Below are 26,514 nucleotides of genomic sequence, written 5' to 3'. Positions count from 1 at the left end.
CGCGGCGCGCGTCCTACCCCGACGGGGCGGTCCCTGGAAAGGGCCGCCCGCCGCCCGTGTGACGGCACGCGAGGCGGCGCCGGGACGGCGCGAGCACCGGTGAAAGGAGGCGTGGGGCGTGCGGGAATATCTGCTCACCATTCTCATCGCCGCCCTCGTCGCCTATCTGCTCACCCCCGCCGTGCGCAGGTTCGCCGTGTGGTTCGGCGCGCAGGCCGCGGTCCGCGACCGGGACGTGCACGTGATCCCGACGCCGCGGCTGGGCGGGCTGGCGATGTTCGGCGGCATGGTCGCCGCGCTGGTGGTCGCCACCGGCCTCCCGGAGATGCGCAAGGTGCTGGCCAACGGCGACGTCAGCATCACCAACGCGCTGCTGCTGTCGGGCGGGCTGATCGTCCTGGTCGGGATCGCCGACGACCGCTGGGGCGTGGACGCCCTGACCAAGTTCGCCGGGCAGGTCGCCGCGGCCGGGATCTTCATCATGCAGGGCATCCAGCTCTACGTGCTCCCGATGCCGACCGGCGAGCCGCTGTCGCTGCCCCCGGCCTACGGGGTGCCGCTGACCGTCTTCGTCGTGGTCGCCACCATCAACGCGGTGAACTTCATCGACGGCCTGGACGGCCTGGCCGCGGGCGTCGTCGGGATCGCCGCGCTGGCCCTGTTCTCCTACGCCTATCTGCTCTCGTACACCAACAAGCTGACCACGCTGACCGGCGCGACGCTGACCGCCGCGGTGCTGGTCGGGATGTGCGCCGGGTTCCTGCCGCACAACTTCAACCCGGCCCGGATCTTCATGGGCGACACCGGCTCGATGCTGATCGGGCTGCTGCTCAGCGCCTCCACGATCATGCTGACCGGGCAGTTCGACCCCCAGTTCATCGGTGTTTACGGACTGTTCCCCTTCTACGTCCCGCTGCTGCTGGTCCCGGCGGTGGCGGCGGTGCCGTTCGTGGACATGCTGCTGGCGGTGTGGCGCCGCACCAACCAGGGCCGCTCCCCGTTCGCGCCGGACAAGCAGCACCTGCACCACCGGCTGCTGGAGCTGGGCCACTCGCACCGCCGGGCGGTGCTGATCATGTACTTCTGGGTGTCGCTGCTGGCCTCCAGCCTGGTCGGGCTGTCGTTCACCAACTCGGTGGTGCTGGTGGCCTCGGTCACCGGGGTGGTGGGGGTCGCCGGGCTGGCCGCGATGATCGCGGTGCCGCGGATGGCGGCCCGCCGCGCGGAGGCCCGCGCGCTCGAGCCGGCCGCCCCGCCCCGCACCCGCGAGCCGGTCTGATCCGCCGCGCCGAGCCGCCGCGCCGAGCCGCCGCGCCGAGCCGCCCGTCTGAGCCGCCCGTCTGAGCCCGCTCCGTCGAGTTCCTTCCGTTGAGTTTTCCCCGTGAGCCCGTTTCGCTGAGCCGGCCTTCTGACCTGCCCCTCCTGGGGCCGCAGTCTGTCCGCCACGGTCTGATCCGCCACGGTTTGATCTGTTACGGTCCGGTTCACGACCCCCCAGGGGTTTGAACGGCGCTCGGTTTCTGGCAGGCTCCGGGGTGCGGGATACGCGGCGTGCTCGGGTCGTTCCGGCGTGACCATCGGTCGACCTGGGCTACAGTCCGTGGTGTTCGCGCCGGTGACGGCCGTCCGAAGTCGTTACATCTAGGGTAATTGCGGACGTTCCGGACGCTTGTGATACCTTTCACGAGCAAGGGACGAACACGAAACGTGACCAGCCGGAGCCAACATGCACTCTTCCGACGCCCGGATCCTCCGCGGCGCCGCGATCCCGACCGGCATCGCCGGCATCGCCGCCATCGCGGCGAGCCTGGCGCTGGCCGGGTCCAAGGGAGCGCTGGGTGCCGCCATCGGTACGTTCGTCGTGATCGCCTTCTTCTCGATCAGCGTGATCGCGGTCAGCTACGCCTCCCGGATCTCGCCGCAGATGATGTTCACCGCGGCGGTCTTCAGCTACATCACCAAGATCTTCGTGATGTTCGCCCTCGTCGCCGGCCTCGACGGCGTCACGGTGTGGGACTCCAAGGCGTTCGGCTGGTCGGTGATCGCGCTGACCCTGGTCTGGATCGGCGCGGAGATCCTCACCTCCACCAGGGCCAAGACCCTGTACGTGGACCACGAGCCCGCCGCCGCCGACCTCCCGCACGACTCCTCCCAGGCCACGGCCGGGTCCGTGTCCACGGCCGGTTCGGCCGCCGACCGGGGACCGTGATGACCCCGTGGGCGGCGCCGGAGCGGATGGACTACTCCAATATGACCATCAGGGGGGTGGCCTGCTATGGTCCGTCCTGCGATGAGCGAGGAGGGGCACCCGCCCGATCCGAAGTCCGACGAGGACTCCGGACAGCGAAGCTTCGCCAACGCCGCCTGGTCGATTCCCAGCTACGTGCTGAGCGGGATGGCCGTCTACGGCGGACTCGGCTGGCTGCTGGACCGCTGGTGGGGCACCTCGGCGATGTTCCCCATCGGGATCCTGGTGGGCCTCGGTCTCGCGCTCTACCTGGTCTACCACCGCTACGGCCGCTGACGGCGCCGGAGGCGGGGGCACAGGCCGCCGCCGACCGGGACTGACGCCGCGCGGCCCTCGGGGCCGCACCTGACGAACCGACCGACCTGCAGAGTCACTGACGAAGGGACTGCCGCGTGAGTGCGCGACACCTCCTCGCCGCCCCGAGCGGAGACGAGTTCCAAGCCCCGGGGACCGAGATCTTCGACTGGGGGCCGCTCTGGCACGGCGCGCCCGCCTGGGTGACCAAGCCGACCCTCATCGTCACGCTCTCGGTCATCATCGTGGTCGGCTTCTTCTGGGCCGCCTTCAACAAGCCCAAGCTGGTGCCGCGCGGCGTGCAGAACGTCGGCGAGGTCGGCTACCTGTTCGTCCGCGACCAGATCGCCCGGCCGATGATCGGCAAAGAGGGCGACAAGTGGATGCCGTTCCTGATCTCGACGTTCTTCTTCATCCTGATCATGAACTGGATGGGCGTCGTCCCGGTCATGCAGCTGCCGGCGCCCTCCCACATCGCCTTCCCGATCGTGCTGGCGCTGTTCGTCTACGCGATCATGTGGTTCCTGAGCATCAAGCACCAGGGCTTCATCGGGTGGTTCAAGAACATGATGTTCCCGCCCGGCCTGCCCAAGCCGCTGTACGTGATCCTCGCGCCGATCGAGTTCCTCTCGAACATCATCCTGCGCCCGTTCACGCACGCGGTCCGGCTCTTCGCCAACATGTTCGCCGGCCACCTGCTGATCGCGTTCTTCGCGTCGGTCGCCTGGTGGTTCCTCGCCGAGAAGCTCACCGTCCTCGGGGCGGGTGTCGGCCTGATCGGCTTCCTCATGACCATCGTCATGACGGCCTTCGAGATCTTCGTGCAGGCGCTGCAGGCGTTCATCTTCACCCTGCTCGCCGCCTCCTACATCGGTGGCGCCCTGCACCCTGACCACTGACCGACCCAGTACCCGTCACTAGTAAGCAACCTCCGGTGGGGCGGCTCCCCACCGCCGAACGAGAAGGAAAGTCCATGGGCATTCTCGCCGAAGTCTCCGGGAACATCGGTTCTGTCGCGTATGGTCTCGCCGCCATCGGCCCCGGTATCGGCGTGGGCATCATCTTCGGCCAGGGCGTGCAGGCCATCGCCCGCCAGCCGGAGCTGACCAACGTGATCCGGCAGAACATGCTGCTGGGCTTCGCGCTGACCGAGGCGCTGGCGCTCATCGGTTTCGTTGTGCCGTTCGTGCACAGCTGACCCTCCTGGCACGCACTGACAGGAAGGCGGAACCCTCATGACCAATTTGCTGGCCGCCGCCACGGTGGCCGCGGAGGAGGGCGGACACAGCAATCCGCTCCTTCCGCACACCTCCGAACTGGTCTTCGGCACGATCTCGTTCATCATCGTGCTCCTCCTGGTCGGCTGGAAGCTCGTTCCCCAGATCCAGAAGACCCTGGAGGAGCGGACCGACGCGATCGAGGGCGGGCTCAAGCGGGCCGAGGACGCCCAGTCCGAGGCCCAGGCCACGCTGAAGGAATACCAGGCCAAGCTGGCCGAGGCCCGGCACGAGGCGTCCCGGCTGCGTGAAGAGGCCCGCGAGCAGGGCGCGCAGATCATCGCCGAGATGCGCGAGCAGGCCCAGGCCGAGGCGCGCCGGATCACCGAGGCCGCGCAGGCCCAGATCGAGGCCGAGCGGCAGGCCGCGCTGCAGTCGCTGCGGGGCGAGATCGGGACGCTGTCGGTCGAGCTGGCCGGCCGCGTGGTGGGCGAGTCGCTCGACGACGCCGCCCGGCAGAGCCGCGTGGTCGACCGGTTCCTCGAGGAGCTCGAGGACCGGGCCCGTACCCAGGAGCAGATCACCTCATGACCGAGCTTGCGAGGGAATGGGTAAGCACAGCACCACTGGTCATGGGGCCGACGCAGGAGGCCCCATGACCATCACGGGAGCGGTGAGCAGGGCGTCGCTGGCCGAGGCCAGGGAGCGGCTGGAGGCGGTCCTCGCCTCCACCGACCCGGCCGGGCTCGGCGAGGACCTGTTCGCGGTGCTGCGCCTGATCGACCGCGAGCACGGGCTGCGGCGGGCGGTGTCGGACCCGGCGCGGGACGGCGCCGACAAGGCGCGGCTCGTCCAGGTCCTGCTGGAGGGCAAGGTCTCACCGGCCGCTCTCGGCCTGGTCGCCGACGTGGTGCGGCTGCGCTGGTCCAAGCCCTCGGAGCTGGCGGACGGGCTGGAGACCCTCGCGGTCACCGCCGAGGCCGCCCGCGCCGAGTCCGAAGGCCGGCTCGACGACCTGGAGGACGAGCTCTTCCGGTTCTCCAGGGTCGTCGAGGGCGAGCCGCAGCTGCGCGCCGCCCTGACCTGGTCGGGCCTGCCGGTGGACCGCAAGGCCGGTCTGCTGGACGCGCTGCTGGACGGCAAGACCACCGCGGCCACCAAGACGCTGGTCACCGAGCTGGTACTTCGCCCGCGAGGCCGTAGCCTGGAAGGCGGGCTCGCCGAGTTCGGCAAGCTCGTCGCCCAGCGCAGGCAGCGCCTGGTGGCGCTCGTGCGCACCCGGGTGGAGCTGACCGAGGCCCAGCGGACCCGGCTGGCCGCGGTGCTGGCGACGGCCTACGGCCACGACGTACACCTGAACATCGAGCTCGACCCCAGCACGATCGGCGGGTTGTCCATCCAGATCGGGGACGAGGTCATCGACGGCACCATCGCCGGGCGGCTGGACGACGTCCGACGCCGGCTCGCCGGCTGACGCGGCCGGCAAGCGACCCTAAGGGAGCAAGAGAGGAATCATGGCGGAGCTGACGATCCGTCCGGATGAGATCCGGGACGCGCTGGAGCGCTTCGTCCAGTCGTACGAGCCTGAGGCAGCCGCGCGCGAAGAGGTCGGCACCGTCGTCGATTCCGGCGACGGTATCGCCCACGTCGAGGGCCTGCCCTCGACCATGGCGAACGAGCTCCTCGAGTTCGAGGACGGGACCCGTGGCCTGGCTCTGAACCTGGACGTGCGCGAGATCGGCGCCGTCGTCCTGGGTGACTTCAGCAAGATCGAGGAGGGCCAGAAGGTCCGCCGTACCGGCGAGGTTCTCTCGGTCCCGGTCGGCGACGGCTTCCTGGGCCGTGTCGTCGACGCGCTGGGCACCCCGATCGACGGCAAGGGCCCGATCGAGACCGACGAGCGCCGTGCGCTGGAACTGCAGGCCCCCTCGGTCGTGCAGCGGCAGTCGGTGAAGGAGCCGCTGCAGACCGGCATCAAGGCGATCGACTCGATCACCCCGATCGGCCGGGGCCAGCGGCAGCTGATCATCGGTGACCGGCAGACCGGCAAGACCACGGTCTGCGTGGACACCATCCTGAACCAGAAGGAAGCCTGGGAGTCCGGCGACGAGAGCAGGCAGGTCCGCTGCATCTACGTCGCGGTCGGGCAGAAGGGCTCCACGATCGCCAACGTGCGCCGCACCCTGGAGGAGGCGGGCGCGATGGCCTACACCACCATCGTCGCCGCCCCCGCCTCGGAGCCGGCCGGGTACAAGTACATCGCCCCCTACACCGGGTCGGCGATCGGCCAGCACTGGATGTACCAGGGCAAGCACGTCCTGATCATCTTCGACGACCTGTCGAAGCAGGCCGAGGCGTACCGCGCCGTGTCGCTGCTGCTGCGCCGCCCGCCGGGCCGTGAGGCCTACCCGGGCGACGTGTTCTACCTGCACTCGCGGCTGCTGGAGCGCTGCGCGAAGCTGTCGGACGAGCTGGGCGGCGGCTCGATGACCGGTCTGCCGATCATCGAGACCAAGGGCAACGACGTGTCGGCGTACATCCCGACGAACGTCATCTCCATCACCGACGGCCAGTGCTTCCTGGAGACCGACCTGTTCCTCCAGGGCGTCCGGCCGGCGATCAACGTCGGTATCTCGGTGTCCCGGGTCGGCGGCTCGGCGCAGGTGAAGGCGATGCGCAAGGTCGCCGGCACGCTGCGGCTGTCGCTGTCGCAGTACCGCGACCTGGAGGCGTTCGCCGCGTTCGCCTCCGACCTGGACGCCGCCTCCCGCGCGCAGCTCGACCGCGGCGCCCGCCTGGTGGAGCTGCTCAAGCAGCCGCAGTTCAGCCCGTTCCCGGTGGAGAAGCAGGTCGTGTCGGTGTGGGCCGGCACCTCCGGCGAGCTCGACGACGTGCCGGTGGAGGACATCCGCCGGTTCGAGACCGAGTTCCTCGACCACCTGGACCGCAACGAGGCGGGCCTGCTCACCTCCATCCGCGAGACCGGACAGCTCGACGACGACGGCCTCACCACCCTCAAGGACGCCATCACGGAGTTCAAGAAGGGCTTCGAGACCAGCGAGGGCCGCCTGCTGGGCGAGGAGGAGCCGGTCGAGCCGATCGCGGACGAGGCCGTCGAGCAGGAGACCATCACCCGCGTCAAGAAGGACTGACGCGAGATGGCTCAGATTCGTCAACTGCGGCAGCGGATCAGGTCGGTCGGCTCGACCGCCAAGATCACGCGCGCCCAGGAGATGATCGCGACCTCGCGGATCGTGAAGGCGCAGCAGGCGGTGACGGCCTCCAAGCCGTACTCCGACCAGATCACCCGGGCGCTGTCGGCGCTGGTCAGCCATCACGTGGGCATCGATCATCCGCTGCTGCGCGAGCAGCCGGAGGACAAGCGGTCCGCGGTGCTGGTCATCAGCAGCGACGGCGGGTTCTGCGGGGCCTACAACGCCAACCTGATCCGCGAGGCCGAGTCGCTGATGGCCGCGCTGCGCGAGCAGGGCCGCGAGCCGGTCCCGTACGTCGTGGGCAACAAGGGCATCACCTGGTACCGGTTCCGCGAGCGCGAGCTGGCCGCGGAGTGGCGCGGGGTCAGTTCCCGTCCCGACTTCGCGACCGCCGAGCGGATCGGCCGCCGTCTGGTGGAGGACTTCCTCAAGACCGACGCCGAGGGCGGGGTCGGGGAGATCCACGTGGTCTACACCGAGTTCGTCTCGATGCTGACCCAGCAGGTGCAGGTGCGCCGGCTGCTGCCGCTGGAGGTCGAGGAGCGGGACGCGGACTCCGCGGGGGGCGCCGCGCCGCCGGCCTACGAGTTCGAGCCGACCGCGGAAGCCGCGCTGGACCTGCTGCTGCCCAACTACATCGAGAGCCGCATCTTCCACATGCAGCTCCAGTCGGCGGCGGCGTTCCACGCGGCGGTCCGCCGGGCGATGAAGTCGGCGACCGACAATGCCAACGAGCTGATCGAGGTCTACACGCGCCAGATGAACCAGGCGCGGCAGGCCGCGATCACCCAGGAAATCAGCGAGATCGTCGGTGGCGCTGACGCGCTGGCCGATTCTGGCGGGGAGTGAGAAGTGACCGCACAGGTAGAAACGGCGACGGCGACGGGGCGCGTCGCCCGGGTCATCGGCCCGGTCGTCGACGTGGAATTCCCCGCCGACGCCATCCCGGAGATCTACAACGCCCTGCACGTCGAGGTGACGCTGGGCGACGAGACCAAGACGCTGACCCTCGAGGTCGCCCAGCACCTGGGCGACAACCTGGTCCGCGCCATCTCCATGCAGCCCACCGACGGCATGGTCCGCGGCGCCCCGGTGCTCGACACCGGCAACTCGATCGAGGTGCCGGTCGGCGACGTCACCAAGGGCCACGTGTGGAACGCGCTGGGCAACTCCCTGGACGTGCCCAAGGCGTCCCTGGAGATCACCGAGCACTGGGGGATCCACCGCAAGGCCCCGGCGTTCGACACGCTGGAGTCCAAGACCGAGATCCTCGAGACCGGCATCAAGGTCATCGACCTGCTGACCCCGTACGTGTCGGGCGGGAAGATCGGCCTGTTCGGCGGCGCGGGCGTGGGCAAGACGGTGCTCATCCAGGAGATGATCACCCGTGTCGCGCGGAACTTCGGCGGCACCTCGGTGTTCGCCGGCGTCGGCGAGCGGACCCGTGAGGGCAACGACCTCTGGGTCGAGATGGAAGAGGCCAACGTCCTCAAGGACACCGCGCTGGTGTTCGGCCAGATGGACGAGCCGCCGGGCACCCGGCTGCGGGTGGCGCTGTCGGCGCTGACCATGGCCGAGTACTTCCGGGACGTCCAGAAGCAGGACGTGCTGCTGTTCATCGACAACATCTTCCGGTTCACCCAGGCGGGCTCGGAGGTGTCGACCCTGCTCGGCCGCATGCCGTCGGCGGTGGGCTACCAGCCGACGCTGGCCGACGAGATGGGCGTGCTGCAGGAGCGGATCACCTCGACCCGCGGTCACTCGATCACCTCGATGCAGGCGATCTACGTGCCCGCGGACGACATCACCGACCCGGCGCCGCACACCACGTTCGCGCACCTGGACGCCACCACGGTGCTCTCCCGGGCCATCACCGAGAAGGGCATCTACCCGGCGGTGGACCCGCTCGACTCGACCTCGCGGATCATGGACCCGCAGATCCTCGGGCGGGAGCACTACGAGGTGGCCCAGGAGGTGAAGCGGATCCTGCAGAAGTACAAGGAGCTGCAGGACATCATCGCCATCCTCGGTATCGACGAGCTGTCGGAAGAGGACAAGGTCACCGTCAACCGGGCGCGGCGGATCGAGCGTTTCCTGTCGCACCCGATGTACACGGCCGAGCAGTTCACCGGCCAGCCCGGTGTCACGGTGCCGCTGGACGAGACCATCGCCTCGTTCAAGGGGATCGCCGAGGGCAAGTACGACCACCTGCCCGAGCAGGCGTTCTTCATGTGCGGCGGCATCGAGGACGCCGAGAAGAAGGCCAAGGAGCTGGCGAAGTAAGCCGTTCCGGCGGGGCGGTCCGGCCGCCCCGCCGGGGCCGCTTCGCCGGTTTCGGGAGTCGGAGGACGGACTGTGGCAACTCTGAAGGTCGGCCTGGTCTCGCCGGAGCGCGAGATCTGGGCCGGGGAGGCCAAGATGGTGGTCGCGCAGACCATCGAGGGCCAGCTCGGCATCCTGCCGGGCCACGCCCCGGTGCTGGGCGTGCTGCTGGACGGCAGCGTGGTGAAGGTCGAGCCGGCCGACGGCGGCGAGTGGGTCAGCGCGATGGTCGGCAGCGGGTTCTTCTCCATCGCCGACGACGAGGTGTCGATCCTGGCCGAGCAGGCCGAGCTGGGCGCCGAGGTGGACGTGGCGTCGGCGCGGCAGGCGCTGCAGGCGGCCCTGACCGCCGGTGACCAGGACTCCACCCACGAGCGGCGGGCCCGCGCCCGCCTGCGCGCGGCGGGCGCCGAAGGCTGACCGAAAACCAAGAGGGGCTAAGCCCGTCGGCTCAGCCCCGTACGGTCGCTCAGGCGCTGCGATCGCGTGCGAAGCCAGTTCCGAGCTTGCGAGGAACTGATCGCGAAGCGAGCCGTCAAGGCGAGTTCGGAGCGATGCGGCGATCGCCGCAGGCGCGACAAGCGACGAGCCGCCAGGCGAGGAGCGCAGCTCGCGCATGCAATGAACACCGAGGCCACGGCCGGTTCGTGACACGGACCGGCCGTGGCCTTCGGCGATCCTGGGGCGTTTCGGTCGCTTTTACCTGGCGGACGGAAGAGTCGACGCGCAGAGCATGGGGCGCCGTGCGCGGCACCCGCACGCGGGCTGTAGGCTCCTCCAAAGCCCGGCGGGCGCGGCCGGTCCGCGGCCCGGCCCGGTAGGCCAGGCCTTGCGGCCGGGGCCGGTGAGGCCCGGCCGGTGAGGCTCTGCCGCGGCGAACGGCGTCACGAGGAAACGGCGGGGGGACTTGGGCGAGCACCTGGCATGGGACGCGGGCGGGGTGCTCGCCGTGGTGGTCCTGCTGGTCGTGCTGGCGTTCGCCCTGATGGCGCTGAGACGCTGGCTGTTCGTCCGCGGCGGCGGCGCGGTGGAGTGCAGCCTGCGCGTGATGCCCGCGGACGGAGTGCCCGGCCCCTGGCGGCTGGGCATCGGCCGCTACAAGGGCGACGTGCTGCACTGGCACCGCGCGTTCGGATTCCGCAGGAGGCCCCGGCAGGTGATTCACCGCCGGGGCCTTGTCGTGTCCAACCGGCGCCGTCCGGAGGGCGAGGAGGCCGAGGGGCTGCTGCCGGAGGCGTCGATCATCGAGGTCCGGGACGGCGGCCTGCGGGTGGAGCTGGCGATGAGCGCCGCGGCGCTGACCGGCTTCCTGGCGTGGCTGGAGGCGGCCCCGCCGGGGTTCCCCGTCGATCTGCACCCGCCGGAGTAGCCGGCGCACGCCCGCCGGTTCGCTACTCCGGGTGAGCAGGCGTATCGGTGTTGTGACGTTTGGGTGCGTTGTGGCGTGCGGGACGCGGGGGAATGATCGAGCCGACTCCGCTCCCTCACCTCAGGAGTGCATGTGCGAAGACTCGCCACCGGTGCCGCCGCCCTGCTCACCGGGTCCGCGCTGAGCGCCGCCCTCGTCGCCGTCCCGCGTGCGCCCGCGACGGCCGCTCCCGATCTGGCCGGGCTGGTCCGGATCGCGGACGTCCGCCGGCACCTGGAGGCGCTCCAGGAGATCTCCGACTACAACGGCGGCAACCGCGCCGTGTCCCGGCCGGGGTACGACGTGTCGGTGAAGTACGTGGTCGCGCGGCTGAAGAAGGCCGGGTTCACGCCGCGGGTGCAGCCGTTCGAGTACGAATACTGGGAGCAGCGCACCCCGGCGGTGTTCGCCCAGACCGCCCCCGGCCAGGCGACCTACAAGCCGGAGGAGCAGTTCCAGACGATGCAGTACTCGGGGGCGGGCGACGTGACCGCCTCCGCGGCGGCCGTGGACGTCCCCGCGTCCGGCCAGGCGGGCACCGCGGGCTGCGAGGCGGCCGACTTCCAGGGCTTCGCCTCCGGTTCGGTCGCGCTGATCCAGCGCGGCGGCTGCAGCTTCGAGGCCAAGGCCGCCAACGCGCGGGCGGCCGGTGCCGGCGCCTTGGTCGTCTTCAACCTGCCGGCGGAGCAGGGCCTGGTGAACGGGACGCTCGGCAAGGCGTTCCCGCTGCCCGTCGTGGAGACCCCGCACGCGCTGGGCGCCGAGCTGACCAGGGCGGCGCAGGCGGGCGGGCTGAAGCTGCGGGTCAGGACCGACACCGTCACCGGCACGCGCACCTCGTCCAACGTGATCGCCGAGACGGGGCGCGGCCGCGACGACAACGTGGTGGTGGTCGGCGCCCATCTCGACAGCGTCCCGGAGGGCCCGGGCATCAACGACAACGGCAGCGGTTCGGCCGCGCTGCTGGCGGTCGCGGAGAAGATCTCGAGGCTGGGCGCCGCGGGGCTGCGCAACAAGGTGCGGTTCGCCTGGTGGGGCGCCGAGGAGGAGGGGCTGCTCGGCTCCGAGTACTACGTCGGGAAGCTGAGCGACAACGACCGCGCCAAGATCGCCCTGAATCTCAACTTCGACATGCTCGGCTCGGTGAACGGCGTTCGCGGCGTCTACGACGGCGACGGCTCCCTCGGCGGCGGCACGGCCCCGCCGCCCGGGTCGGGCGCCATCGAGAAGATCTTCAAGGACTACTACGCCGGGCGCGGGCTGCCGACGCTGGAGAGCGAGTTCACCGGGCGGTCCGACTACGGCCCGTTCATCCAGGCCGGGATCCCGGCCGGGGGGCTGTTCAGCGGCGCCGAGGTGGTCAAGACGGCGGAGCAGGCGGCGCTGTTCGGCGGGGAGGCGGGCAAGCCGTACGACCCGTGCTACCACACCGCGTGCGACACGCTCGCGAACATCGACTGGAAGCTGCTGGACGCGCACGTCGACGGGGTCGCGTTCGCCACCCAGCGGCTGGCCGCCAGCACGCTGCCGGTGAACGGGGAGACGCGCCGCCCGGCCTCCTCCGCTCAGCTCTCCGGGCAGTCCGCCGGAGCCGGCTTCGACTGGCGCGGCGACCACCTCGTCCGCTGATCCGAGCGCGGCATCGCTTCGCGGTCTGGCCGGTGAGGCCCGCCTCCGGCGTCGCCTCACCGGCCGGGTAACGCGCTCGCGCGGTACCCGAGGTCGCTTCGCGAGGGGCTAGGCCTCCGGGGCCGGGGAGATGTTGATCGCGCCCGAGTCGTTGCTGATCCGGACGCGGTGCGGGGAGGAGCTGTCCTGCCGCAGCGCCGGTGAGATGTTCCGGGCGCCGGAGTCGGTCCGCAGGATGAAGGCGTACCCCTTGTCGACCGTGGGCAGCAGGACCTTGACGGAGCCCGAGTCGTTGTCGATGTCGACGCTGTCGGGCACGGAGGCCAGGTGCAGCCGCACCCCGCCGGAGTTGGCCCGCGCGGTGACGCGCTTGGCCTGGAGGCCGTCGGCCTCGATCGCCCCGCTGTCAGAGCGCAGCTCGGCCGAGTCGGCGCGGCCCGACACCTTGACCTTGCCGGAGTTGGCGGTCGCGGACAGGCTGTCGGCGCGCACGTTCTCGGCGTTGACCGAGCCGGAGTCGCTGTGCAGCTTCATGACGCTGCCGGTCAGGCCGTCCACCCGCAGGCTGCCGCTGTCGGTCCGCAGGTCGACCGTGGTGGAGCGCGGGACCTCGACGCGGTACCCGGCGCCGCACGCGTTGTAGCCGATGACGGTGCGGCTGCACTTGGTCTCGAGGGTGAGCGTGCCGTCCCGGACGGCCCGCACGGTCCTGGGCTTGTTGTTCGGGTTCGACCAGCTCAGATACTCCACGACCTTCACACGCGGGGAGTCGGTGCCGACGACCTCCAGCCTCCCGCTGTCACCGTGCACCCGCAGCTCCGGGAAGGTGCCGGTGAGGGTGTGCGACCGCGTCTCGCGGTGGGTCTTGGTGTTGAAGCTGACACTGCACCCGCCCGTCACCGCCGCCGCGAGCGCCGCCGCCACGGTCGCCACTGCCACGCCCCTCAGCGTCTTCACGTTCACTCCCGCTCTCGCCGGTTCCCCCGTACGCTCCAAGCTTCACATCGGCGGGCGGGGACGGGCCAGGTGGAGAGCCTGCGTCCCGATGGTGGGGCTAACCCCACCTCACCGCTCGCCGCCCGGCTTCCAGAGCAGGTCGCCGCGCTCGGCGTTGGCGACCCGGCAGAGGATGAACAGCAGGTCGGAGAGCCGGTTGAGGTAGCGGGCGGTGAGCGGGTTGACGCCGCCGTCGCCCTCGCCGACCGGGCTGGCGCCGTACTGCTCGATCGCGGCCCACGCCGTCCGCTCGGCCCGCCGGGTCACCGTGCGGGCGACGTGCAGCAGGGCGGCGCCGGGCGTGCCGCCGGGGAGGATGAAGCTGCGCAGCGGCGGAAGGCCGGCGTTGTGCTCGTCGCAGGCGGCCTCCAGGCGTTCGACGTACTCCTCGGTCACGCGCAGCGCCGAGCCGTCGGCCTCGGCCATGACGGGACGGGCCAGGTCGGCGCCGACGTCGAAGATCTCGTTCTGGACGCGGGTCAGCAGCGTGACCAGTGGCTCGGCCAGGGAGCCCAGGGCGATGGCGGCGCCGATGGCGGCGTTGGCCTCCTCGGCGTCGGCGTAGGCGGCCAGGCGCAGATCGGTCTTGGCGGTACGCGACATGTCGCCGAGATGGGTGCTCCCGCCGTCGCCGGCACGGGTGTAGATCTGCGACAGCACGACCGGGGTGTCCCTGTTCTTCGCCATGCCCGCCACCCTATTCCGCGGGCCCCGGGCGGCGATCGGCGCGGTGGCCGGTGCCGCGGCCGCTCGGCCCGGCCGCTGAAATGGGATTCGGTAGGGTTTCAGGGACTCTGAGCGCTCTGTCCGGCCACGGAAGACTGCGGAGGCGGCCGATATGACCGACGACCCCGGGTACGACCACGTCATCGTGGGCGCCGGCAGCGCGGGCTGCGTCCTGGCCGCCCGGCTGAGCGAGGACCCGGGCGTCCGCGTCCTGCTGCTGGAGGCCGGCCCGCCCGACGACGCCCCGGAGATCCGCGTCCCGGCCGCGGTGGCGTCGCTGGGCAAGGGCCCGTACGACTGGGACTACGGCACCGTCCCGCAGGAGCACGCCGGGGGCCGGAGCGTCTACTGGCCGCGGGGCCGCACGCTGGGCGGCAGCTCGTCCACCAACGCGATGATCTACATTCGCGGGCACCGGCACGACTACGACACCTGGCGCGACGCCCACGGCTGCGCGGGCTGGGGCCACGCCGACCTGATGCCGTACTTCCTGAGGGCCGAGGACCAGCAGCGCGGCGCGTCGGAGTACCACGGCGCCGGCGGCCCGCTGCGCGTGGAGGACCCGCGGTACAAGCACCCGCTCACCCGCGCCTGGGTGCAGTCCGCCGTGCGGTACGGGCTGGCGCCCAACAGCGACTTCAACGGCGCCGAGCAGGACGGCGTCGGCTTCTACCAGGTCACGCAGCGCAGCGGCCGGCGCTGGTCCACGGCCGACGGGTACCTGCGGCCGGCGCTGGGCCGTCCCAACCTCACCGTCGTCACCGACGCCCTGGTCACCGGCGTGCTGGTCGAGCGTGGCCGGGCGACCGGCGTCCGGTACGAGCGGCGCGGCATCCGGCACGAGGTCCGCGCCGAGGGCGAGGTGATCCTGTCCGGCGGCGCCGTCAACAGCCCGCAGCTGCTCATGCTGTCGGGCATCGGCCCCGCCGCCCACCTGCGCGAGCACGGCATCGACGTCCTCGTCGACGCGCCCGTGGGCCGGGGCCTCCAGGACCACCCGTTCGTGAACGTGATGTTCGCGACGCCGCGGGTCAAGGGCCTCTGGGAGCTGGCCAACGCCCGCAACCTCGCGCTCTACAGGGCGGTGACGCGCGGCCCGTTCGCCTCCAACATCGCCGAGGCGGGCGGCTTCGCCCGCACCGCCGACGGGCTGCCCGCCCCCGACCTGCAGTACCACGTCCTGCCGACCCCGTTCATCGAGCAGGGCCTGGTCGAGCCGTCGCAGCGGCTGCTGTCGGTCATGGTCACGGCCGTCGCGGTCGCGAGCCGGGGCGCACTCACGCTCCGCTCCGCCAGCCCGTACGCCAAGCCGCTGATCGATCCCGCGTACCTGGCGGACAGGGCCGACCTGGACATCCTGGTCGCGGGGATCCGGCAGGCCCGCCGCATCGCGGCCACCGGGCGCCTGGCCGCCATGGTCGGCGGCGAGTGGGCGCCCGGCGAGCAGGTGGACGGCGACGACGCGCTGGCCGGTTTCGCCCGCCGCGAGTGCGCGACGCTGTTCCACCCGACGAGCACCTGCGCCATGGGCGGCTCGGAGGACGCGGTCTGCGACCCCGATCTGCGCGTCCGGGGCGTGGAGGGCCTGCGGGTCGTGGACGCCTCGGTCATGCCGGCGGTTCCGCGGGGCAACACCAACGCTCCCACGATCGCCATCGCCGAGCGCGCCGCCGACCTGATCCGCGGCCGCCGTCCCCTTTCCCCGGCCGCCTGAAGAGGGCCGCCGCACCCTTCTTCAGGGCCCCTCCGGCGAACCGTCGAGCCCGGCCTGGGACGCCGCGAATCCCGCTCTGGTTCGGGTTCGTCCGAGTGCGTCACATCTCATTGACAGACAACCCTGTCTATCAGAGACTCTCCGCGACCCAGGAGCCATCGACTAGGCGGGTGACCCGTGAACTCGACGGATGTGGACGGGGACGCGCGGCGCGGGCAGTCGCGCCTGCTGACGATCGGCGGGACCGTCGGAACGGTGCTGCTCGGGGTGTCGCTCGTGGTCACGTTGACCGGGGCGAACGCGCCCGAGACCCCGAAGATACCGAACATGCCGGGGAGACCGTCCGGGGTGCCGTCCGGAATGCCGTCCGGATTCCCGACCGGAATGCCGACCGGCCTTCCGACGAACCTCCCCAGCAATTTCCCGACCGAGCTGCCGTCGAACTATCCCACCGGCCTGCCGAGGAACTTCCCGACCGAATTGCCGACCGGATTGCCGTCCGGGTTCCCGACGAATTTCCCGACCGGCATCCCGCAGCCCCCCTCGAACCCGGGTGGTGCACCGTGAACCACGCCGCCGGCGTCCCGCCGCAGCTCCCCGACCGCGCGCCCGCGCGCCTGCGCGACGACGACGATCTGCGCCGCCGGGCGCTGCTGGTCGCCCGCGCCTCGATCGGGATCTACCTGCTGCTCCTGCTGCTCAACCTGGCCCGGCCGAAGATCCTGCCGAACGAGCCGACGCTGTCGCTGTTCCAGAAGTCGGAGCTCAGCAAGCTCAAGGACTCCCCGTTCGCCTCACTCGAGCGGCTGCTGGCCATGCCCGCGGTCGTCTTCTACGCCGTCCTGGCCGGCATCGTCGTCGGCGTGCTGATCCAGGTGTACGTGGCGATCACCCGCCCGCGGGGCGCCCGCGCGGCCCGGCTGACCTGGGCGACCATCGGGGCCATGATGGGGCCCTTCGGGCTGCTCGGGCTGTCGGTCGTGGTCCTGTACCCGCTGCACGCGCTCGCCTGCCTCCCCGGGACCGCGTTCGTGCTGCTGCTCCTGCACAACGCGCAGCGGTTCGCACGGGTTCCGCCGTCGATGCTGCTGATCGCGTTCGGCTGGGGCGCGCTGATCGTGTTCGGGCTGGGCCGGGCCTACACCAACCTGATGTTCGGGTCGCTCTTCAACTACGTGATCAAGGCCGCGGGGATCGACTTCGACAACGTGAGCGACGCCACCAAGGTGACGGGCCTCCAGTTCCGGATCATGGACTTCGTGGTGCTCCACCTCGGCGCCGTGAACGCGCTGGGCACCGCGGGCGGGATCGTCCTGCTGATGCTGCTGTTCCGGCGGCACGTCACCGACGTGATGACCGGCTTCGCCCTGGGGGCGGCGATGGGGCTCGGCTACAACCTCGTCGAGAGCGCCCTGATCATGAAGATCTACGGCCTGGTGGGCGGGATCCTCCAGACCTCGGCCGGGCTCGAGTACTGGATCAGGCAGTCGATCGGCCTGCTCGGCGGGCAGGTCACCTTCGGGGCGCTGCTCGGCGCCGGGCTCGCCCTGGCCGCCCGGGCCCGCAGCCGCAAGGAGCGGTGGACGACGGTCGCGGCGGCCTTCGCGATCTCGATCGGCGGGTCCACCGCGTCCGAGATCCTCTCGGGCTGGTTCTCGCAGCAGCTCCACGGCCACATGGACACCGGGACCGCGTTCGACACCCTGGTGGTCACGCCCTTCATCTGGCTTCTGCCGCAGTCGCCGTTCATCGTGCTGGCCGTCCTGGTGCTGAGGTCGGGGCGCCGCGCCCGCGCCGCCGCCGCGCGGACGGCGGTGTCGGCCGAGGTGATGGCGGGCGGCCCGGCGATCACCCGTGCGGAGGCGCCGTTCCTGGTCGACCCGTCGCTGCGCTTCTGGGCGCTGGTGACCACGCTGCGGCGGTACGGCCAGGACCCCGCGCGCAAGCTGCTGCGCCTGCAGTCCGCCCAGCTGGAACTGGCGGCCTGGCGGCTGCGGCAGCAGGAGGCCGGAGACGACCTGGAGACACACGAGGAGGGCCCGCTGTTGCGAGCCAAGGTGATGCGGTTGAAGTCCCACGCCGAGCCGGTGGTGACCCGATGAGCCGCGCGGCCCGCGCCGTCATGGCGACCCTCGTGCTGACCGCTCTCATGACCTGCCTCGTGATGCCGCTGACCGCGCAGCCGGCCTCGGCCTGCCACGTCGGCGTCGGCTACCGCCCCAACATCGAGATCGACCTCAACAAGATCAGGAGTGGCGGATCCCTCTTCGGTGACGGCGAGGCCTGCACGACCCGCCACTCCCTGGCCGGTGCCGCCGTCGTCGCCGTCGCGGTGCTGGGCGTGATGGGCGTGCTCGGTGCCCGCGTCCTCCGGAAGGGCGAGATCGCGGCCGGCGGGAGCCAGCAGTCGGCGCAGGTCCTCGACTCCTACATCCACGCCACCGGCACGTCCCAACCCGGCCCTCCCCTCATGGGAGGCCCGGGTGCGCCCTAACCGCTGGACGCGTCTCCTCGCCGCCCCGGCCGCCCTCCTCCTCGCCGTCACCACCACCCCCGCCCTCGCCGCGCCCCCCGCCGCGCTGGCACCGGCCCCCGGCGAGTCCGCCGAGATCATCGGACGGATCGACGCCGCCCTCCGGAACGCCGACTTCGCCGCCGCCAAAGCCGAACTCACCAAGTTGCGGCAACTGGTCAAGGACGCGCGCGCCGAAGCCGACCACGGCGCCGCGACCTCCCTGCAGAACCAGGCGGAGGCGCAGGCCCGCCGGATCTTGGACGCCGAGGTCGACCACGCGCTGAGCCGGCGCCGCAGCGGTGATGAGGCCACGGCCGCCGAGCAGGCCAAGAGCCAGGCGAAGACGGCGCTGGACGCGGCCGAGAAGGCGATGAAGGAGGCGACGAGCGAAAGGGCCAAGAATTACTGGGCGCGGGAGGTGGAGAAGGCCAGGGAGGTATACCGGCAGGCCAACAGGGAAGCCGCGGAGGCCGAGAAGAGGAACAACCACTACTGGGAGGCCGTGGTCGCCAACTGGATCCGTCCGGAGGTCGTCGACTTCAACAGGTCGTACACCGAACCCCAGTTGGACAAGCAGCGGCGAGCGGCGGCCGGTGACACCAGGAACTTCGATTCCGAGGTCGACGTCGAGGCCAAGGACTTCATCGTCGAGGTGACCGCCGGAGACGGCGGCGGGAAACTGACGCAGATCGTCGGCAGCCTGGACGATCCCAAGGCCAAGCAACCCCGCCCCGGGCTGCTGAAGAACAGGACGGTGAATCCCTCCGGCAAGCGGGTCGTCCTTTTCGCGGTCAAAGGCATCAAGAGTGATCAGGTGCGCCAGAAGTTGCAGAACGCCGGCGTCAGGATCGTCTCGACCAAGACCGAGCTGGACAGAGCGGTGGCCGAGGTGAAGAAGGAGGTGAAGCAGGCCAAGGAGAAGAAGAAGGCGCAGGCGCGGGTCAATCTCGGGCTGAAGCCCGGGCCGGTGTGCTCGACCGGGGGGTTGGGCGGAAGCGGGCACGGCGGGCAGGCGATGGCGGTGGTGCGGCTGAAGGCGCCGTGCGGGCCCAGCGCGATCGACAAGATGCTCGACGGCAAGAACCTCGGCGGCGTCGACTTCTCGACGCTGGAGATGCGGTACATGTCGGACGGCTCGTCCGGTGTGAAGTACTCGTTCTCCGGAAAGCCGTCCGCCTCGGGAGGCGCCCAGGATCCGGAGACCGGACTGGGCGCGATCACCACCAGCACCGCCGACCTGCGGACCTGGCTGGTGCTGGACCCGAGCAAGTTCTGGGTGAACCTCAACCCGTCCGAGCCCGACCGGATCGTGGACGAGCAGCTCGGGCAGACCAACGCGGGCCGGGCGCTGCTGGAGGCCGACTTCGCGATGAAGCGCACCCAGGGCAAGATGATCGACCCGAAGACCGAGTTCGGTGCGCGTTACTGGCGGGAGCTCCTGGCCATCTCGAGCACGGCGTGCTACTCGTCCCGGATGTGGATCATTCCCGGTGACGTGCAGGTCCGCGAGGACGGCGACGCGCTCTACATCATCAGGGCGGACCTGTCGGTCAAGGCCAAGGCGGAGCGGGTCGCGGGCATGTCGTGCACCCCGGACCCGGCCGCCAACACGCGCAACGAGCAGCTCGAGCAGAAGATGATCGTGCCGAAGGTCATCGAGGCGGTCAACAAGGATCCGGAGTACGCCCCGCTGCGCCGCGCCTTCCTGGCCCGCGTCATCGCCCAGTGGATCCGCAAGCGGAACCAGGAGGGGCACCGCACCTCGTTCGACGGCCTCCTCGACACCGGCGACCTCGGCCCGGCGAAGCTGCAGGGCACCTGGAAGCCGCGGCAGGTCTTCGACGACTACGTCAAGTCGATCCGGAGCGGGGAGTTCACCTACGAGCAGCCGAGCCCGGACGGCCGGTCGATCCTCAAGATGACCTTCGGCGGCGTCGACTTCAGCAAGCTGGACCCGGCCCGGCTCAGCGCCGCGCAGATGGACCAGCGGAGCCCGCGTCTCGCGCAGACCGTGCAGGCGTCGCAGAACGACCCCACGGCCGCCTCCGACGGGACGATCTGGCTGGGCGAGACGGCCGAGGCCGCCGACAACGGCCTGCTGGACCGGACGGTCGGGACGCTGCGCTCGTTCACCACCGGGCGCAACGGCATCCTGATCATCATCGCCGTCGGCCTGGTCATCGTCATGTTCGGCTTCCGCCTTCCCGGCCGCAAGCGCCAGGCGTCGCCATGAGCGCCTCGGTGGTCAGCGCGGGAAGACGCCGAGTTCGGCCAGGTGCGGGGTGAGGCCGGGAGGCAGTTCGGCCATGGCCGCCACCTCTTCGGCGGAGGAGAAGCCGCCCAGGTCGTGGCGGAGCGCGACGATGCGTTCGGCGTGCTCGGGGGTCATGCCGGGGATGGTCATGAGGGCGGACGCGGGGGCGTGGTTGATGTCGACGAGCCCGCCGTCGTCGTAGGTGCGCGGCAGGTCGGGACGGCCGATGCGCATCTCCAGCGCCATCTGGGGGGAGTCGCGGGCGATGCCGGCCGCGTGGACCCGCAGCGCGCGGCGGTGCTCGGCCTCCATCCGCGCCCGTTCGAGGGCGTTGCGGGGCGCCGAACCCTCGAAGACGCGGCGGCGGACGGCCAGGGCGTGGCACGTTCCGGCCAAGGACGACAGCAGCCAGGTCACGACGAAGACGGCGTCCTCGGCGGTGCCCTCGGCGCTGTCGGACGTGGCGAGCATGATCCACGCGAAGGCGAAGTAGGGGATCAGCGCCAGCCAGTGCCACGCCGATTTCAGGCGGGCGGCGGCGATTCCCATGGTGAGAGGGGTCGCGAGCCCCAGGGTGTAGATCGGGCTGAGCGCCCACACGTAGCTGACGATCTTCCGTGCCGGCCCCGGCTGCGGCCTCGGCTCCATCTGTGTCATGGCCCCGTCCCCTCGGTCGCTGTCTCTGGGACGTGGCGCGGGGCCCGGCGGTTCACGACGCCGGACGGCGGGCGCGGTGCCGCTGCTCGCGACCCGGCGCTCGCCGGTCCGGGCCTCAGCGCTTGTAGCGCTTCTGCTAGGGGCCCGGCGGTCACAAGCAACGATGCCCCTAGTGGCCTGCTACCTGCGGAAACTGTGTTTGCGCATAATGGGCAATGTTTGACATTGGGGGAGTGTGATGTGCCCTGGATGTGCCCTACCCGCCGCGCCCAGGACGCGCGCCTCGCACGAGCCATTGCCAAGACCTACGGCCGTCGCGTCGCGCCCCGCATGGCCCGCCTCGCGTGGCGCCGCGCCATGGCCGGATGGTGACAGCGCCCGCACCCGGTGAACTCGCCGACGAGGCCGCACGTCACACGAGCGTCCCCAACCCCCTGGAGGCCCCCGTGTACGGACCCCCGCCCGGTCCATCGCCCGCGCCACCAGCAGCTCCCCCACCCAGTACGCCGGCCGCCGCACCGCGACCCACGGCCCAACAGATCGTCGCCCGGCTCGAGACGCTCTACCCGCTGCCGGAGCCGCGGGACAACACGCATTCGTGCGCGCCCGCATGCCGCGGACTGATCACGACCGACGCCGTCAGCGTCTACGACTGGCGCGAGGAGACGTCCGCAAAGCGCTGGGCTACCTCGGCCGGGAAGAACGCCGAGCGCGTCGGCCTTACATCCTGTCGTTCGCCCGGCGCCGAGCAGGCGATGACCTCACAGGAGGCACGGGACAAGATGGCCGCCGAGGTGAAGCGGATGCTGTCAGCCCCATGACGCGGTTCGGTCCTGCGCCTTGCTCCGGTACGAGTTGGCTCCCGCAGGTCCGCGGACGGTGGCACGATCTGGACGGGTACATGGCGTACACGGTCGGGCAATGTGGAGAGGCGACCGTGTGAGCAAACCATCCACCTGCTCGGGGGGTCACCCTTGGATGAGATCAGCACCATCGGCAGGCGCGTGTACGAGTTCCGCGAGGCCCGCGGCATGTCCCGCGCCGAGTTGGCCGACGCCGTCGGATACTCCGTCGAGTGGCTCAAGTCCGTCGAGATCGGCCGACGGGCCCTCGACCGGTACTCCGTCATCACGGCACTCTCCGATGCGCTCGACGTCCACGTCGTCTCCCTGCTGGGCGTGCCGCACCAGGGCGGGACGGCCGAGCAGCAGCGCGCGCACATCGCCATCCCGCGCCTGCGGCGGGTGCTGCTGCGCGCCGAGATGCCGCCCCGCCCGGGTGGCGCACCGCTTCCACTTGAGGACCTGCGCAACCGGGTGAGCCGGGCCCACCGGCAGCGCAGGCACGCCCGCTATGGCGACCTTGCCACCGACCTTCCGCAGTTGCTCGACGACGCTGCGGCCACGGCCGTAGCGCTCGACGGGAGCGACCGGGAACGCGCGTTCGGCATGCTGGCCGAGGCCCGCCACGATGCGGCCATGGCGACAAAGAAGCTCGGGTACGTCGACCTGGCCGGCATCGCGGCGACGCAGGCCGTGCGCGCGGCCAGCGCGTCGGGTGACCCGATGCTCGTCACGGCGATGGTCTGGACGCAGGCCGAGGTCTACATGTCCGCCGGCGCGGTCGACGAGGCACATGAGATCACCACGCAGCAGATCGACCAGCTTGACCCGCTGCTCGCCGATGCGGACCCCGGTACCTGGTCGCTGTGGGGGACGCTGCATCTGGTCGAGTCGGTAATCCAAGCGCAGTGGCGCCGGCGGGAGGAAGCGGCCGCGCACCTGGTGGAGGCGGCCGACGCCGCCGACCGAGTGGGCGCCGGCGTGAGCGAGTACCAAACCGAGTTCGGGCCGGGGAACAAGGCGATCCACGCCGTGCACGTCGCGCTCGAGCTCGGCGAGGGCGGGGAGGCGCTGCAGCGGATCGCGGGCGTGGACATGTCGAGCCTGCCGAAGGAGCGCAGGGCGCGGCACGGCGTGGACCGGGCGCTCGCACGGAGCCGGGACGGCGACGACGAGGCGGCCATGGAGGAGCTGATGAAGGCCGACAAGGTCGCACCCGAGTGCGTGCGGAACCATCCGATCACGCATGAGCTGGTCGCGACTGCCGCGCAGCGGTCCAGGGTGGTGAAGGAGCCGATCGCCGCGGCGGCCGAGACGCTCGGCATCCCGATCTGACCGGACCCGTTGAACGTGTGAGGGATCGGGTACACGGTGTACCCGGTCCCTCGTTTCATGTCCGGCAACGTGTGCCCTGTGACGCAGACAACAGCCACTGAGGAGGCCAAGGCCGGACTTCGTCGTGCGTTCCCGGGCTGGTCGATCATCCATACCAACCAGGGCAACTGGTGGGCAATCCGCCTGCCCGTGGTCGACCGGGCAACTGGCTGGCCCGAACAGCACCCGGTGTCCGAGGTCGAGGCCGACACCCCGGACGAGCTGCGCAACCGGTTGAACCGGCTGGCGATGACCGACGCCGAGATCCTACGGGAGCTCGGCCAGGCGCTGGCCGACGCGGGATGGCGTGTCGAGGTCCGCACGCACGAGCTGCCCGTGCGGCTGCGCGTCGTCCACCCGTCGCTGCCGGAGGTCGGCGACACGGTGAGGGTGGCATCGGACGAGCCGTGGTTCCGCTCGTCCACGGGCGCGCACATGGCCCGCTGCGACGACCTGCAGGGTGCCGTCGACTACATCGAGCGCGAGTGGCTCCTCAAGGGGGCGCCGTGAGCGACCAGGAGCGGGCACGTATCGGCCGAAAGGCAGTGGCGTTCGACGCGTTCCTGGACCACATGCCCACCGAGCGGAACCCCAAGGGCGGCGACAAGAACGTCTTCGAGAAAGCCCTGGACGTCCTCGCTGAGGAGCCGAAGAAGACCCGCCGCGCCAAGCCGACCAAGCCGGACGGCACATAGACCCCGCGGCCCCAGGCCGAGGCGCGCGCCTGGGGCCGCGGTTCCAACGTCGTACGGCCGTGCGGCCCTCCCGATCGTCACGCGGCCGTACGGCACGACGTGGGCCCCGGCCGGCCGAACCCTACGCGGAGGGGGGACGGCCGGGGCTCACAGGGGCGGCCGGTCGGGGAGCGGCTGGTCGCCCCACCCCGAGCGCGGGGCGGCCTGGCCGGAACGGTGCGGCAGCCGGGCCGCCCCGCACCAGCTCCTCACCCCGGCTTGCGGCGCGCGGCCGGGGGCGAGGTTCCAGTCGATGGAGCGCGCCCGACGGAAGGTGCACATGACCATCACCGCAGAACAGGTCCAGGCCGAAGCGACCGTGCCCCGGATGCTCTGGCTGGACCTGACCCGCAAGTGCCAGCTGTCCTGCTCACACTGCTACAACGAGTCGGGGCCCGGCGGCGACCACGGCACCATGACCGCCGAGGACTGGACGCGCGTCCTGGACCAGGCCGCCGTCTACGGCGTCGAGCGCATCCAGCTCATCGGCGGCGAGCCGACCCTCCACCCCGCCGCGATGCAGCTGGTCGAGCACGCCCTCGGCCTCGGCCTGCAGGTCGAGATCTACTCCAACCTGGTGTCGATCTCCGCGTCCTGGTGGCGGGTGTTCCAGCGCGAGGGCGTGTCGCTGGCCACCTCGTACTACTCCGACCACGCCGGGCAGCACAACGTGCTCACCGGTCGGCCGACCCACGCCCGCACCCGCGCCAACATCGTGCGGGCGGTCACCCGTGGCATCTCGATCCGCGTCGGGATCGTCGACACCGGCGACGGCCAGCGCGTGGACGAGGCCCGGCGCGATCTGGAGGCCATCGGGGTGCGCTCGATCAGGGTCGACATGGCCAGGCCCTTCGGCCGTGCCAGCGGCGGACAGGATCCGGACCCGGCCGGGCTGTGCGGCCGGTGCGGAAACGGGAAGGCCGCTGTCGGCCCGGACGGGTCGGTGTCGCCGTGCACGATGTCCACATGGATGCGCGTCGGGAACGTCCAGGACCAGGCGTTGCCCGATATCCTCGGCGGCGCCGCCATGGCAGAGGCCACCGCCGCCATCGGGGCCGTCGCGCATTCAGACGGGTGCGACCCCGACGACTCCGACGACGAGTGCAACCCGGGCTTCCCGGGCAGTGAGTGCAACCCCAGGAACTGAGGCGAGAATGACCAGCCTTCCCGGACCAGGATTCGAGGCGCTGATCCGTCCCCACACCGGTGACCTCGCCGAGATCGCCCCCACTGCGCGCGGGAACGGTTCCGCGTTCACGGGCCTCGTCGAGTGCGCCCTGGGGCCGTTCTTCATCAAGGCCGTGCCCAACCGGCCGGGCGGACGCCGCGACTCTCTGGTCCGGGAAGGACTGGTCAACCCGTTCGTACAGCCCATCTCACCCGCTCTGCGGTGGCGCGCCGAGGACGAGGCATGGCTGGCGCTGGGCTTCGAGGTCGTCAATGGCCGCCCCTCGGACTTCACCCCAGGGTCGCCGGATCTGCCCGCCATCGTCGACACCCTCAACAGGATCGCGGCGGTGGCGCTGCCGGACATCGCGCACGACTGGGTGGAGACCCGCTGGGGCCGGTACGCCGGCGGAGACGCCGGCCTGTTCCGCGGTGGCGCGCTGCTCTACACCGACATCCACGAGAGCAACCTGCTGATCGGCGACCGTGACACCTGGGCGGTGGACTGGGCGTGGCCCACCCGGGGTGCGGCGTTCATCGACCCGGCGATCCTGGTGGTGCAGCTGATCGCCGCGGGGCACGACGCCGAGGCCGCCGAGGAGTGGGCGAGCGGGTGCCAGGCGTGGAAGACCGCCGACTCGTCCGCGGTCAACGCGTTCGCTGCGGCCACGCTGCGGATGTGGCGTGAGCGTGTGGAGCGCTTTCCTGACACGACGTGGCTGAAGGCGATGCTGGTGGCAACTCAGGAATGGGTGGATCACCGAGGCATCGTGGTCGAATAGCACAACGCGAAACGCCCCCGCCCCCTGCCGACGAAGTGGAGGAGTGCGGGGGTGTCGCCATTCCTGCAGGGGGCTACTCGGACGTGCGGTCCGCCTTGTCGGGGGTGTGCGCCTCGACTTCGCTCGGGCGGCGCCTGGCCGAGCACATCAAGGCGCACCCTCCCGTCGACGTCACTCTGCCGTGGCGCAATCCCGAAGGCGGCAGGCGCATCACGGCCCGCCTTCTGTTCGTGCGCGAGGACGGCCGCCCCTGGCACCGCCAGACCTACACCTTCTCCTGGCACAAGGCCCGCCGCGCGGCCGGCGCCGAGGAGACGCCGGAGGATTTCCTCGAGCCCGCCGAGGACACAAGCCGCGTGCGGAGTGCCCTGGATGTGACCCCTGGCGGTACCCGATAATGCCCCGACGCAGGTCAGAGGC

At 71.0% G+C, this 26,514-nt stretch carries 28 protein-coding genes; 24 read left to right on the top strand and 4 right to left on the bottom strand.

Going from position 1 to position 26,514, the window contains the following annotated elements; genetic code table 11:
• Positions 1-118: 118 nt before the first annotated feature.
• The 13 genes from ACFPZN_RS00655 (at position 119) to ACFPZN_RS00595 (ending at position 12,333) form a co-directional block, all read left to right on the top strand.
• Entirely contained in the window at positions 119-1,279 is a 1,161-nt protein-coding gene (locus tag ACFPZN_RS00655; protein ID WP_378278985.1) for a glycosyltransferase family 4 protein, read from the top strand.
• A gap of 447 nt (positions 1,280-1,726) precedes the next feature.
• Entirely contained in the window at positions 1,727-2,209 is a 483-nt protein-coding gene (locus tag ACFPZN_RS00650; RefSeq protein WP_378278983.1) for a hypothetical protein, read from the top strand.
• Between the two features lie 81 nt (positions 2,210-2,290).
• Positions 2,291-2,524, top strand: coding sequence for an AtpZ/AtpI family protein (locus ACFPZN_RS00645; RefSeq protein WP_378278981.1), 234 nt, complete (start codon positions 2,291-2,293; stop codon positions 2,522-2,524).
• 116 nt (positions 2,525-2,640) lie between these two features.
• On the top strand, positions 2,641-3,441 hold the full coding sequence (atpB, locus tag ACFPZN_RS00640; RefSeq protein WP_378278979.1) for a F0F1 ATP synthase subunit A: 801 nt from the start codon (positions 2,641-2,643) through the stop codon (positions 3,439-3,441).
• 74 nt (positions 3,442-3,515) lie between these two features.
• Positions 3,516-3,740 carry an ATP synthase F0 subunit C gene (gene atpE / locus ACFPZN_RS00635; RefSeq protein WP_378278978.1) on the top strand — a complete coding sequence of 75 codons (225 nt, stop codon included), beginning with the start codon at positions 3,516-3,518 and terminating at the stop codon, positions 3,738-3,740.
• Positions 3,741-3,777: 37 nt separating this feature from the next.
• Complete coding sequence (locus tag ACFPZN_RS00630) at positions 3,778-4,350, top strand: F0F1 ATP synthase subunit B (protein WP_378278976.1); 573 nt, start codon at positions 3,778-3,780, stop codon at positions 4,348-4,350.
• A 64-nt stretch (positions 4,351-4,414) separates the two neighbouring features.
• Positions 4,415-5,233 (top strand): F0F1 ATP synthase subunit delta, encoded by an 819-nt coding sequence (locus ACFPZN_RS00625; protein ID WP_378278974.1) that lies wholly within the window; start codon positions 4,415-4,417, stop codon positions 5,231-5,233.
• A gap of 40 nt (positions 5,234-5,273) precedes the next feature.
• Complete coding sequence (gene atpA, locus ACFPZN_RS00620) at positions 5,274-6,911, top strand: F0F1 ATP synthase subunit alpha (RefSeq protein ID WP_378278972.1); 1,638 nt, start codon at positions 5,274-5,276, stop codon at positions 6,909-6,911.
• A gap of 6 nt (positions 6,912-6,917) precedes the next feature.
• Positions 6,918-7,823: a F0F1 ATP synthase subunit gamma gene (locus ACFPZN_RS00615; RefSeq protein ID WP_378278970.1), complete on the top strand. Its 906-nt coding sequence runs from the start codon at positions 6,918-6,920 to the stop codon at positions 7,821-7,823.
• A 3-nt stretch (positions 7,824-7,826) separates the two neighbouring features.
• Positions 7,827-9,257, top strand: a complete 1,431-nt coding sequence (gene atpD, locus ACFPZN_RS00610) for a F0F1 ATP synthase subunit beta (protein ID WP_378278968.1) — start codon at positions 7,827-7,829, stop codon at positions 9,255-9,257.
• A gap of 72 nt (positions 9,258-9,329) precedes the next feature.
• Positions 9,330-9,716, top strand: coding sequence for a F0F1 ATP synthase subunit epsilon (locus ACFPZN_RS00605; protein ID WP_378278966.1), 387 nt, complete (start codon positions 9,330-9,332; stop codon positions 9,714-9,716).
• Between the two features lie 487 nt (positions 9,717-10,203).
• Positions 10,204-10,665 (top strand): DUF2550 domain-containing protein, encoded by a 462-nt coding sequence (locus ACFPZN_RS00600; protein ID WP_378278964.1) that lies wholly within the window; start codon positions 10,204-10,206, stop codon positions 10,663-10,665.
• A 132-nt stretch (positions 10,666-10,797) separates the two neighbouring features.
• Complete coding sequence (locus tag ACFPZN_RS00595) at positions 10,798-12,333, top strand: M28 family peptidase (RefSeq protein ID WP_378278962.1); 1,536 nt, start codon at positions 10,798-10,800, stop codon at positions 12,331-12,333.
• Positions 12,334-12,441: 108 nt separating this feature from the next.
• Here the strand turns inward: ACFPZN_RS00595 and ACFPZN_RS00590 are convergent, their stop codons facing one another.
• On the bottom strand, positions 12,442-13,272 hold the full coding sequence (locus ACFPZN_RS00590; protein ID WP_378278960.1) for a DUF4097 family beta strand repeat-containing protein: 831 nt from the start codon (positions 13,270-13,272) through the stop codon (positions 12,442-12,444).
• Positions 13,273-13,398: 126 nt separating this feature from the next.
• On the bottom strand, positions 13,399-14,016 hold the full coding sequence (locus ACFPZN_RS00585; RefSeq protein WP_378278958.1) for a cob(I)yrinic acid a,c-diamide adenosyltransferase: 618 nt from the start codon (positions 14,014-14,016) through the stop codon (positions 13,399-13,401).
• 151 nt (positions 14,017-14,167) lie between these two features.
• On the opposite strand from ACFPZN_RS00585, the gene ACFPZN_RS00580 reads away from it, so the two are divergent.
• The 5 genes from ACFPZN_RS00580 to ACFPZN_RS00560 all read left to right on the top strand — a co-directional run bounded on the left by ACFPZN_RS00580 (position 14,168) and on the right by ACFPZN_RS00560 (position 20,517).
• Complete coding sequence (locus ACFPZN_RS00580) at positions 14,168-15,769, top strand: GMC family oxidoreductase (RefSeq protein ID WP_378278956.1); 1,602 nt, start codon at positions 14,168-14,170, stop codon at positions 15,767-15,769.
• A gap of 177 nt (positions 15,770-15,946) precedes the next feature.
• Positions 15,947-16,336 (top strand): hypothetical protein, encoded by a 390-nt coding sequence (locus tag ACFPZN_RS00575; RefSeq protein ID WP_378278954.1) that lies wholly within the window; start codon positions 15,947-15,949, stop codon positions 16,334-16,336.
• Positions 16,333-17,871 (top strand): PrsW family glutamic-type intramembrane protease, encoded by a 1,539-nt coding sequence (locus ACFPZN_RS00570; protein ID WP_378278953.1) that lies wholly within the window; start codon positions 16,333-16,335, stop codon positions 17,869-17,871. Before ACFPZN_RS00575 ends, ACFPZN_RS00570 begins: the two co-directional genes overlap by 4 nt.
• A complete protein-coding gene (locus ACFPZN_RS00565) occupies positions 17,868-18,263 on the top strand; it encodes a hypothetical protein (RefSeq protein WP_378278951.1) in 396 nt (131 codons plus the stop codon). Before ACFPZN_RS00570 ends, ACFPZN_RS00565 begins: the two co-directional genes overlap by 4 nt.
• Positions 18,253-20,517 carry a cell envelope integrity TolA family protein gene (locus ACFPZN_RS00560; protein ID WP_378278949.1) on the top strand — a complete coding sequence of 755 codons (2,265 nt, stop codon included), beginning with the start codon at positions 18,253-18,255 and terminating at the stop codon, positions 20,515-20,517. Before ACFPZN_RS00565 ends, ACFPZN_RS00560 begins: the two co-directional genes overlap by 11 nt.
• Positions 20,518-20,529: 12 nt before the next feature.
• Here the strand turns inward: ACFPZN_RS00560 and ACFPZN_RS00555 are convergent, their stop codons facing one another.
• Positions 20,530-21,195, bottom strand: coding sequence for a ComEA family DNA-binding protein (locus tag ACFPZN_RS00555; RefSeq protein ID WP_378278947.1), 666 nt, complete (start codon positions 21,193-21,195; stop codon positions 20,530-20,532).
• 974 nt (positions 21,196-22,169) lie between these two features.
• Between ACFPZN_RS00555 and ACFPZN_RS00550 the strand changes: the two genes are divergently transcribed.
• The 3 genes from ACFPZN_RS00550 to ACFPZN_RS00540 all read left to right on the top strand — a co-directional run bounded on the left by ACFPZN_RS00550 (position 22,170) and on the right by ACFPZN_RS00540 (position 24,106).
• On the top strand, positions 22,170-23,372 hold the full coding sequence (locus ACFPZN_RS00550; protein ID WP_378278945.1) for a helix-turn-helix domain-containing protein: 1,203 nt from the start codon (positions 22,170-22,172) through the stop codon (positions 23,370-23,372).
• Between the two features lie 78 nt (positions 23,373-23,450).
• Positions 23,451-23,921 carry a hypothetical protein gene (locus ACFPZN_RS00545; RefSeq protein WP_378278944.1) on the top strand — a complete coding sequence of 157 codons (471 nt, stop codon included), beginning with the start codon at positions 23,451-23,453 and terminating at the stop codon, positions 23,919-23,921.
• The gene (locus ACFPZN_RS00540; protein ID WP_378278942.1) at positions 23,918-24,106 is read left to right on the top strand and encodes a hypothetical protein; all 189 of its coding nucleotides are present in this window, start codon (positions 23,918-23,920) and stop codon (positions 24,104-24,106) included. The genes ACFPZN_RS00545 and ACFPZN_RS00540 overlap by 4 nt, the downstream gene beginning before the upstream one ends.
• Positions 24,107-24,253: 147 nt before the next feature.
• Here the strand turns inward: ACFPZN_RS00540 and ACFPZN_RS00535 are convergent, their stop codons facing one another.
• Positions 24,254-24,427 (bottom strand): hypothetical protein, encoded by a 174-nt coding sequence (locus ACFPZN_RS00535; protein ID WP_378278940.1) that lies wholly within the window; start codon positions 24,425-24,427, stop codon positions 24,254-24,256.
• On the opposite strand from ACFPZN_RS00535, the gene ACFPZN_RS00530 reads away from it, so the two are divergent.
• The 3 genes from ACFPZN_RS00530 (at position 24,426) to ACFPZN_RS00520 (ending at position 26,492) form a co-directional block, all read left to right on the top strand.
• Positions 24,426-25,292 carry a radical SAM/SPASM domain-containing protein gene (locus ACFPZN_RS00530; RefSeq protein WP_378278938.1) on the top strand — a complete coding sequence of 289 codons (867 nt, stop codon included), beginning with the start codon at positions 24,426-24,428 and terminating at the stop codon, positions 25,290-25,292. The genes ACFPZN_RS00535 and ACFPZN_RS00530 overlap by 2 nt on opposite strands.
• Positions 25,293-25,299: 7 nt before the next feature.
• A complete protein-coding gene (locus ACFPZN_RS00525) occupies positions 25,300-26,094 on the top strand; it encodes a protein kinase (RefSeq protein WP_378278936.1) in 795 nt (264 codons plus the stop codon).
• An 83-nt stretch (positions 26,095-26,177) separates the two neighbouring features.
• Positions 26,178-26,492, top strand: coding sequence for a hypothetical protein (locus ACFPZN_RS00520; RefSeq protein ID WP_378278934.1), 315 nt, complete (start codon positions 26,178-26,180; stop codon positions 26,490-26,492).
• The last annotated feature ends 22 nt before the right edge of the window (positions 26,493-26,514 follow it).

Source organism: Actinomadura rugatobispora (genome assembly GCF_042656285.1).
Taxonomy (GTDB): Bacteria; Actinomycetota; Actinomycetes; order Streptosporangiales; family Streptosporangiaceae; genus Spirillospora; species Spirillospora rugatobispora.
This window is presented reverse-complemented; position numbering and strand designations above follow the sequence as displayed.